The following is a 9,912-nucleotide window of genomic DNA, read 5'->3' on the forward strand; positions in this document are numbered from 1 at the left end:
AAATCTTCTGGTTTCATAAATGTGTTAAAGTTAATAAATAAAAAAATCTCGAGGGTGAATTAAACCCCGAGATTTTTAAACTTACACAGTTTATGAGATACTGCCGATTTTATACTAAAAAAATTATATATCTATTGATCTTATGAAAATTTGTTCGTCTTGAATAACTATGCACCCATTGTCGTATTCAGTAAAAAAATAATCACAACCTTTAGGCACTCTTGATTCAAAAGTGTTTAAAGCTTTAACAAGATGTCTTTTATTATCTAAATTTAAAATTATTGAGCATTCCATTAATTCTCTAATTAAATCTAATTTAGATTCTGTCAATATTTTTAATTCAATATACTTTTTATGTTTAGTTATTTGATATTCGTTTTTATCTAAAACTATTGAATTATTTTTGCATTTAAATTCAATGCTCTCCTTTTGGTTAGTAGAACAACTAGTTACGAGTATAAAAACCAGACTCATAAGTAGCAGGCGCATCGTTCCACCAATCTTTAATTCTTCCAATAAAATCTTTTTGAACTTTAAGTCCTTTTGGTTTTCCATAATTACTAATTATTGAATTTAGAGTTGTTATTCGAGGTGCAGCATCTACACCATCTTTAGTATAAAAATATTTAGTACCGTCATTGCTTTTTCCGTAATAAACAGCTCCGTGACGAGCAGAACCATTACGATAAACAAATCTAGCAATAGAACTTCTAGGAACTAGATTATTTACATCAGTTGGTGTTGATTCATTTCGCAATATCCCATCGAATTCAATATGATTAGTGCCATTTCCTTCAGGATTTCTGATAGTTTCACCAGCAGTACCTCTATCACAAGACGTAAAACAACTGTAGTTATCTTTAGGGTCAATTCTGCCAAAAGGATTATCCATACTAAAATCGCCGTAAGAAGATTTTATTGATTGTGAAAAAACATTGTCCATTTTCAAAGTTTGTCCAGCTTTTACATTACCACTTCCATCTTTTTCCAATCCTGAAACCATTTTATTGGCATCATCCATAGAAATACCGTAATTTTCAGATAGTGTTTTTGCATTATCATTTTTCTCTGCAATTAGATTACCATTGCTATCAGGAACCCATTCTGGTGCCATTCCAGTAGGGTCAGTATAATTTATAGGATTCGAGAACGCATAATTATAAGAACTCCAACTCGGCATTTTCTCCGCTAACGGGTCTACACTTAACCAAGTACTCCATTTAGGATTGTAGTATCTAGCACCATAATAATAGTTACCGTTTGGCTTCGCCGAATCTCCCTAAAGTCATATGCTCGATCCTCGATTTCATCATCCAATTCCTTGCCATTAAACTTATATGGGGTATTGTAAGCGTTTTGGTGCTCTTCAACTAAGGTTTCGCCAAAAGGTAAATATTCCATATGTTGCGTTACGACTCCATTACGATTACCAATGTACGAAGAACTGCCTAAATGACCACAAATTTATAACATCTGATTTTTCTTGTTTATTACTCTTAGTGTTAACAAGTTAAGTTTAGCAGTAGCGACACCTTATAGCCTAGCGATGGAACAACTAATGCTTATTAATCAATTAGATGAAGATGAAAAAAATGCTTTGATTAAGATTATAAATTCGATGCTTACCAAAAAAAGAATGAAAGATTTATTGGATGGAAAGGCTACGTTTTAAACACATAAAAAGCCCTTACAAACTAATGTAAAGGCTTCTCTTTATTATTTTACTCTTTTTACTTACTACACAATACCACTAGGAAATCCTAGCTGTTACTTTGACAAACTAACGCCATCAGGGGAGGTTATCTTCCTTATCTTCAAAATACTTTCCAATTTTATAAAAAATAATGAAAAAAATGAAAAAAAATAATAATCCAACAAAGCCTAAAAAAATATTTATAATATTTATTTTATCAACAAATAGCACTTTAATAACAGATGCTATACAAAAAACAAAAGCAAATGTAGCCATTACATAAAAAAACACTTTCATTTAATCTAATTCTTTAAAATAGAAATTATTTACTTCCCATATACTATCAGAAATTCTTTCCATTTGCAAAATTACTCTTGCCTTCCCTTTTTCCCCAACTACATCAGTTTCTATCTGTGCCTCTTTCTTCCTTAATCTACCATAAGGAAACTTATCAAACTCTTTTATTTTACCAATTCGATCAATTACTTTTTCATTTTTAGATATTTGATCTACAGCAAAATGATATGCATCAGAATTAGAAATTTTTAATACAGATATTATCCATGAAACAGAAAATAAGATTATAAATACTAAAATACTGTAACCTCCTACTTTTATAAATTTTTTAGTCATTTCTTTAATTTATCGAAGCTCCAATGTCTAAAAACAATAACTTATATTTTTCCATATCTTCTATTAAAGTATTACATCCCAAAATAACAACTTTATCTTCTTTTACCATTACTTGCCTTACTACCTCTATATCTATGTTGAATATCTTTAAAATCATAGAATACGGGGAGGTGTATTATTATTATATTTTACATCCTCTCCTATTTGGTAGTATTTTTAATTCTCCAATTTCATTATAATATTCTCCAATTATTTTTTTTCGTTCTCTCTCACTATAATTAATGGTTACATCAACTAGTTTTATATTATCAATAGTTGAATCATTGACTTTTAATCCATGTAAATTCAACCTTTCTCCTTGACTTATTTTTTCCATAATACGTTTTTTAGTTTTTAAATTAAAAAACTCCCCTTCTATATTAAAAGAATCTATATGTACTATAAATTTTAATTCTTTGTCCAAAAAACTCACATTTGAGGCTTCTAAAATAAATGATATATTAAAAAACATTTTTTTTCTCCAATATGGAATTTGGGCTTCTTGTAAGCTAAGTGTTTTTCTTTCTTTAGAAATTAAATACGTTGAATTATAATTTAAAATGATATCTCCTTTTTTTTCTCTTTGAAATTCGCAAACACTTTTTAATTTAGTTAAAAAACCTTCAGTATTAATTTCTCTTTTACTTTTTTTTGTTGCCACCAAATAATACTCAGCCATATTGGACTCAATATTTAAAGGAATATATTTTATTATAGAATTAACTTCTATTTCTTTTAATAAATTATTAGTCATAGGGTCTGAATAATATTCTGATAAATAACTCAAAGAATAAGGCAGTTTTAAATTATCAAGATAATAGGCATCAATCGCATTACTTACCTCTTCCGAAAGAATAATCATATCATCATTAAGTAAAATTTCTTTATTACTTTCACAATTAAATAATAAAATTAACAACAAAAAGAATATCGTATTTTTAGTTTTCATTTTTTATATATTTACGTACTACATCAATGTCACTATGTGAGCCTCTTAAATTTATAATTGCAAAAGGTTGTCTTTGCCTTTTGTCATATGCATCTGGATGTAAAAAATCTAATCTTGTTTTTCCTTTGTAATACTGTTCTCTACCTGCTGAAAAACTTGAATATCTACCATCTCCACTTTTACCATAAGTAACTGTCAATGACACATTAAACCCGTTTATATTAATATTAGCATTACCTGTACTAAATCCATCAAAAGAACCACTTGCTCCACTAGCAGAAGCTTCATTTAAACCTATAAAATAGTCATGCCCATTTACAGTATAATCCGCAAGCCCCTCATTTACATAATCATCCCAACCTTGATCTATAATATTTTCATTTCTTATAGAAAATAACATTTGGTATGCAATATCTTCATCTGTAGTTTCTTTATCTCCTAAATGAAGTTTTAAAACTTCATTTCCAGTAACACCAGCTACCTCTTCTCCAGAAATAACATCACCAGTTTCAATCTTTTTATTCCCTATTATTTGTTCCGCTTGACCTTCTTTCAAACCATACTGTGATTTTAATGTAGCTGCATTATCTCCTTTCTCGGCTATATACGTAACTGTTCCATTTTCGTCTACATTGGGAATCCAATGTAAACTCTCAGGAGCCATCCCAGTAGGGTCTGTATACATAACTGGATTATTAAAGCCATAATTGTACGGCGACCAGCTTGGCATCTCTTCCACCAACGGATCCACACTTAACCAAGTACTCCATTTAGGATTGTAGTATCTAGCACCATAATAATAGTTACCAGTTTGGCTTCGCCGAATCTCCCTAAAGTCACATGCTCGATCCTCGATTTCATCATCCAATTCCTTGCCATTAAACTTATATGGGGTATTGTAAGAGTTTTGGTGCTCTTCAACTAAGGTTTCGCCAAAAGGTAAATACTCCATATGCTGTGTTACGACTCCATTACGATTGCTAATGTACGAAGAACTGCCTAAATGATCACAAATTTATAACACCTGATTCTTCTTGCTTATTACTCTTAGTGTTAACAAGTTAAGTTTAGCAGTAGCGAAACCTTATAGCCTAGCGATGGAACAACTAATGCTTATTAATCAATTAGATGAATATGAAAAAATGCTTTGATTAAGATTATAAATTCGATGCTTACCAAAAAAAGAATGAAAGATTTATTGGATGGAAAAGCGAAGTTTTAAAAGCATAAAAAAACCACTCCGAAGAGTGGTTTTTCATCTTATCTTTTAACTTGTAAAGTATCTATGTACGGACTACTTTTTTTATTTAGGATTAAGGTTTTATCCTTTTGAACAAAATAGGAAGTTGAATATAAAATATTATAAGGTTCTTCAATTTCATTATAACAACTAAATTGTAATCTAACTAAATCCCCTACATATCGATACTCCTCTAATTTAATATATCGAGATGTCTTGCTAATAGTATCGAATTTTACATTCTTTATTTTTGAGCAATTCTGAGCTTCCAACAGCTTTTCTTCACTTTTTATTATTACGCTCAGTTTTCCTTTTTCCCTATAAACATCAAAAAAATCTTGTTCTATAGTATTTAAAACAGTGTTGCTTAAAACCCCACAATTATTATCTATTTTTGAGCTAACACAAGATAAGCACAGGCAACATATACATATTAAATAAAATATCTTATTCATTTAGTTTCCTTTTTTAACTTCATCAACAAGTGTTTTCACTTCTTGTCTTTGAGCTTCTGTTCCTTGCACATTATTCATTTGACCATAACCTTTAAACTCATATCCACCGTGACTACCAGTCCATTTTCCATCTTCACCTTGCGTCCAAGTTATTTGTTCTCCTCCATAATTTCCTGAATCTGAATCTGAACTTGTAGTCATAACATAAAAAGACATAGTATTTACTTCTTTTCCATCAATCTCTGTTGTTCCTTTTGTTATATCACTTGCTAAAAGAACTGCGTGTCCTTGCATATCTCCAACTTCTCCCATAAAAACAATATCTCCTAATTCTCCTTTAGCAATATCTGTAACGAAACTTCTATCTGTACCATCACCTTCTTTAAACCAATTCATTCCTCCTGTATCGTGAGAACGACCTTTAAAACCACCACTTTTTGTTGAAAACCCTGTTTTTAAAGTACTCATTGTAGAAGCATCAGCTCCATTCATATAAGATGTCCAACAACTTTCATAACAAACAGTTTCTGTAGGAACTTTACCTTTATTAAATCTCCAACCGCCATTTCCTCCATACCAAGTAGCAAAAGGAATTCCTTTATTCGCCATATTCTTCATTGCCCAAATTAATGCTGGAATATTTTCACGACCATCTGGGTCCACAAAATTTATTGGGTTATTGTAAGCGTAGTTGTATGGTGACCAGCTTGCAAACTTCTCCGCTAATGGATCCACACTTAACCAAGTACTCCATTTAGGATTGTAGTATCTAGCACCATAATAATAGTTACCAGTTTGGCTTCGCCGAATCTCCCTAAAGTCATATGCTCGATCCTCGATTTCATCATCCAATTCCTTGCCATTAAACTTATATGGGGTATTGTAAGCGTTTTGGTGCTCTTCAACTAAGGTTTCTCCAAAAGGTAAATATTCCATATGTTGCGTTACGACTCCATTACGATTGCTAATGTACGAAGAACTGCCTAAATGATCACTATGATACCAATACGCATCATATTTTTGGGGATCATGGTTAAAACTGTTTATTTCGCCTTCTATACTCGGTGAACTAAGGGTTATGGTTTGTTCTAAATTGATGCTAAACTATGTGACAAGTAGACTTTCTAATAATAACACATAAAAAATCCAGCTACTTTTCTGTAACTGGCTCTTATCTTTATTTCTTATCATTACCGCCACTAATTACAAATTAGCGAATTTGAATTAGAAATGTAAAACCAAAATGTAGTGGCTTAAATTTCGCAATTAATTGTCCAACTTTTTGTTGCAAGTCCAAAACGATAGTTACACGCGAAACGATAAGTAGTATTGAAGCTAAGTTACCCAAACAACAGTTTTTAAGAATTCACCGATCCTTCGTTATTTCTATAAAAAATATAACTTCGTTTACCAATGAACACATCACAATAAACAAAACGGCTTTACCTATTAGTAGAAGTTATAAAAAAGAAGTATTAAAACAATTAGAACAATATTAAAACTCACCATATTTAATTATAAATCGCTCCTAGTTAAGAAAACACCTAATCTAAAACCAATACTATTATTAAATATAAACGTAATAAAAAAAGCCTCTTTGAAATAAATTCAAAGAGACTTTAAAATATCTAACCAAAGTTATGCTACTCAATAATCACAAATTAGTCAAGTTATTTTCTATACGTTTTTATTTTATAACTATTCTTTTAACTATAGTACCATTAGATGTTCTTATTTTAACAAAGTATGTCTCTTGACTTCTAAGTTTAAAAGCACTTAGATTTATTTTAACGCTTTTAGCATCAGATAAAGATTCATTGTAAGTTCTACCTAATCTTACTCCTGAAAAATCATAAATAGAAATTTCAGCATTTCCATTAGCCATAAATCCTTCTGCTTTAATATTTAAAGTTTCAGACTTATTAAGATATGTAGGATATACTACTATGTTTACTGCTTCTGATTTAGCTGGAGCTTCTTCCTCTACTTTAGCATCTACTTTAGTACTTCTTACTACCACACGAGCACTAGCACCTGGACAAGAACTTATTACGATACATGCATTAAAAGATCTATTATGAGCTTCGCCTTGAATATGGTTGTAACTAGCTCCTATAATTTGCCCATCTATATTACCTGATGAATTTTTTGTAATATTTACATTAGGAGCTAAAATACTTCCTGTTACTGAACCTCCTCCAGTTAATGTAAGTGTTGAAGCATTGTAAAAGTTCCAAATAATGAAAGCTCCCTCTTCACTTCCTATACCAGCAAAGTTTGGTACACTCCAAGACACTGAGTTTTGAGCATCTACATTAATAATTAATGGTGTACTCGCATTTGGTTTCGTTGTAAACGCAAAATCACTATTTAAAGCACTTCCACTTATATTTAAAACATTTGTTGTCCCTGGAATTAACGTTACTGTATTATTAGCGCCTAATTGTATATTACTTGACAAAGTACTAAACCTTGAAGACAATTGCTCTAGCTCTGTAAAGGCTGCATCAAAATCAACCGACTTTTGATTAATTGTGGCAAGAGGTTGTTGTGTTGACAATTGAATTCTAGGCATTAAATCATAAGCACCAGCAGTTGTACGTGTATTAACTAGCGCATTGTTACTGTCTCGATTATGAATTGTAGTCCCTTGAAGGTTTCCTATATTCAAATATCCGTTAGGAATAAAAAGACCTTCTCCAGATTGGTATATCACTCTTCCATTAACCAATAATGCGATAGGCTGACTAGCACCAGGAATAGTATATGTTCCTGCTGTTTGACTTGCTACAGTAAATGTTCCGTTTATTGTTAAGTTATTACCTACAGCTACAGGTCCTTCTGTATCTCCGCCTCCTAAAGAAGCATCACCTTTTACAAAAATATCATAACCTAATGCTATATCTAATGGGTTCCCATTTTGTCCTATGCAAATGGATGCTGAATCTTCACAATCATCACAACCTGTAACTGTAACAGAGTATGTTCCACCTTTAGAAACAGTTATAGATGGAGTTGTTGCCCCATTAGACCATAAATATTCAAGAGTGTCGCAATTAGTTTCTCCTACAACCGATGCTGTTAAATTAACAGATTCCATATCACAGTCTATCACACTTGCACTAGCATTAATTGCAATTTCTAATTCACATTCTGTTACTATACAAGCATCAAAAGAATGACTATGTAACTCTCCATTACCATGAGTATAATTCACAGCGATAACTTGACCATTAATATTCCCTGACGAATTTTTTACAATATCTGCATTCGGAGCTAAAATACTACCAATAACAGTACCACCTCCATTTAAAGTAATTGTTGAAGCATTATTGTAGAAATTCCAAATAATAAAAGCCCCTTCTTGATCTGCAATTCCTGCTAAATTTGGCACATTCCAAGCAAATGAACTTGCAGCATTTACATTAATAATTAAGGGTGTCGCTTTATTTGGCTTTCTTGTAAACGTAAAATCACTATTTAATGAACTCGCGTTTACATTTAAAACATTAACAGTATTAGCAGTTAATGTAATAGTATTATTAGCACCTAATGTAGTCGTTGCTGGAAGCGCACCTAACCTTGATGAAACCCCTCTTAATCCAACGAATCTTGAAGCAAAGTCAATGTTTTGATTTCCTAAAATAGATGCTGCTGATTGCATTTCTACTAATTGAACACGAGGGATCGCTTCATAAGATCCAGAAGTAATACGTGTATTTACTGGAGTTCCATTGCCATCTACAGTGTGTATTGTTGAGTTTTGAGCATTCCCAAGAGCAGCATACCCGTTATTTAACATTAACCCTTCTCCTGTTCCATAAAGAATTCTCCCCCCTATAACTAACCCTAAAGCCTTATTAGGCGCAAAAAAATTAGCTCCAGCACTTTGGGTAGCAGCAATAAAAATTCCATTTATATCAAGATCATTTCCTAAAGCTAAAGGCCCTTCAGAATCTCCAGCTGTCAAGGTTACATTATTCTCTATAAATATATTATACCCCAATGCTAATGCTAAAGGGTCATCACATTCAGAAGTACTCTGCGCAGAAGTAATTCCACTTGCAAGTAATACTAGCACTAGCAAGAAAGCTTTATAAGCTTTGTTATATTGTTTGCTACCTAAAAAAGTAGACTTATAATTTGTTATGTTTTTCATAATTTATTGTATTATCTTAAAATTGTGAGGCTTTATATAATAAAACAACTTAATTATAGGGATTAGTTATATTATATGATTGAGCTTGAGTAGCGTAACTTTATATAGACTTATTAGTGTATAATTTTTACATTAATAAATATTTAAAAAATTAATTATATATATTTTTTAATTCTAAATAGTAAATCTTTTAAACATTGCTTAACATAACGCAATAAAATTGAGTCTCAATATTTAATGTAATGGTATTGCTTACCATTAATAAAAATAGCGTTATTGTTTCTTGTTTATAAGATATCTCTTCTTTTTAGTTATTTGATATTAGGAGATTAATAAATCATATTTTATTCACCGAAAAAGTTCTTGGTTCTATGAAAATATAAATGCATAAAAACTGAAAAATACCTAACGGCAAGGGAAATTGTTTTCATATTGTTATTATCGTTATTATTTTTTTAAATGGTTTCGTTTTATAGAAAGGGACTAGTATTTTCCTATACTCTAACCTAGTATAAAGGTATTGCATTTATGAGACAAAATGATAGCGTCTTATGTTATGTACAATAAGTCACATCTTCTGTAAAAAACATAATTAACACTTTCATAATTGCTTTTAAACTTAATAAGCGAACTTCGTTATTAGCAATTATCACACTCAATATCAATACCATATAACGCTAAAAAAAGCTAATTAAGAATCAAAAGATTAACGATTCAAATAGCTTATAAAATATAATGTCTAAA

The 9,912-nt window shown here is 31.0% G+C and carries 11 protein-coding genes and 1 pseudogene; 3 read left to right on the forward strand and 9 right to left on the reverse strand.

What is annotated here, in order from left to right; all coding sequences use genetic code 11:
* Positions 1-445: 445 nt before the first annotated feature.
* Positions 446-1,201 (reverse strand): annotated as a pseudogene (locus AC2D8I_RS13475) (hypothetical protein); the annotation flags it as partial.
* A 2-nt stretch (positions 1,202-1,203) separates the two neighbouring features.
* On the reverse strand, positions 1,204-1,401 hold the full coding sequence (locus tag AC2D8I_RS13480) for a hypothetical protein (protein WP_484706545.1): 198 nt from the start codon (positions 1,399-1,401) through the stop codon (positions 1,204-1,206).
* A gap of 145 nt (positions 1,402-1,546) precedes the next feature.
* On the opposite strand from AC2D8I_RS13480, the gene AC2D8I_RS13485 reads away from it, so the two are divergent.
* Positions 1,547-1,672: a hypothetical protein gene (locus AC2D8I_RS13485; RefSeq protein ID WP_484706546.1), complete on the forward strand. Its 126-nt coding sequence runs from the start codon at positions 1,547-1,549 to the stop codon at positions 1,670-1,672.
* Positions 1,673-1,853: 181 nt separating this feature from the next.
* Positions 1,854-1,976: a hypothetical protein gene (locus AC2D8I_RS13490; RefSeq protein ID WP_484706547.1), complete on the forward strand. Its 123-nt coding sequence runs from the start codon at positions 1,854-1,856 to the stop codon at positions 1,974-1,976.
* A 14-nt stretch (positions 1,977-1,990) separates the two neighbouring features.
* Here AC2D8I_RS13490 and AC2D8I_RS13495 read toward each other — a convergent pair whose 3' ends face one another.
* From AC2D8I_RS13495 to AC2D8I_RS13520, 6 genes are all read right to left on the reverse strand, one after another.
* Positions 1,991-2,326: a cytochrome c oxidase assembly factor Coa1 family protein gene (locus AC2D8I_RS13495; protein WP_484706548.1), complete on the reverse strand. Its 336-nt coding sequence runs from the start codon at positions 2,324-2,326 to the stop codon at positions 1,991-1,993.
* A 4-nt stretch (positions 2,327-2,330) separates the two neighbouring features.
* A complete protein-coding gene (locus AC2D8I_RS13500; protein ID WP_484706549.1) occupies positions 2,331-2,483 on the reverse strand; it encodes a hypothetical protein in 153 nt (50 codons plus the stop codon).
* Positions 2,484-2,507: 24 nt separating this feature from the next.
* Positions 2,508-3,314, reverse strand: a complete 807-nt coding sequence (locus AC2D8I_RS13505; RefSeq protein ID WP_484706550.1) for a hypothetical protein — start codon at positions 3,312-3,314, stop codon at positions 2,508-2,510.
* Positions 3,304-4,266 carry an RHS repeat-associated core domain-containing protein gene (locus tag AC2D8I_RS13510; protein WP_484706551.1) on the reverse strand — a complete coding sequence of 321 codons (963 nt, stop codon included), beginning with the start codon at positions 4,264-4,266 and terminating at the stop codon, positions 3,304-3,306. The genes AC2D8I_RS13505 and AC2D8I_RS13510 overlap by 11 nt, the downstream gene beginning before the upstream one ends.
* A gap of 308 nt (positions 4,267-4,574) precedes the next feature.
* The gene (locus AC2D8I_RS13515) at positions 4,575-5,009 is read right to left on the reverse strand and encodes a hypothetical protein (protein WP_484706552.1); all 435 of its coding nucleotides are present in this window, start codon (positions 5,007-5,009) and stop codon (positions 4,575-4,577) included.
* On the reverse strand, positions 5,010-5,945 hold the full coding sequence (locus AC2D8I_RS13520) for an RHS repeat-associated core domain-containing protein (RefSeq protein ID WP_484706553.1): 936 nt from the start codon (positions 5,943-5,945) through the stop codon (positions 5,010-5,012).
* A gap of 329 nt (positions 5,946-6,274) precedes the next feature.
* On the opposite strand from AC2D8I_RS13520, the gene AC2D8I_RS13525 reads away from it, so the two are divergent.
* Positions 6,275-6,508 (forward strand): LytR/AlgR family response regulator transcription factor, encoded by a 234-nt coding sequence (locus AC2D8I_RS13525; protein ID WP_484706594.1) that lies wholly within the window; start codon positions 6,275-6,277, stop codon positions 6,506-6,508.
* 188 nt (positions 6,509-6,696) lie between these two features.
* On the opposite strand, the gene AC2D8I_RS13530 is transcribed toward AC2D8I_RS13525, so the two are convergent.
* Positions 6,697-9,168 (reverse strand): collagen-binding domain-containing protein, encoded by a 2,472-nt coding sequence (locus AC2D8I_RS13530; RefSeq protein ID WP_484706554.1) that lies wholly within the window; start codon positions 9,166-9,168, stop codon positions 6,697-6,699.
* Positions 9,169-9,912: the final 744 nt, after the last annotated feature.

The sequence above is a fragment of the Lacinutrix sp. YIN62 genome, from assembly GCF_057219185.1.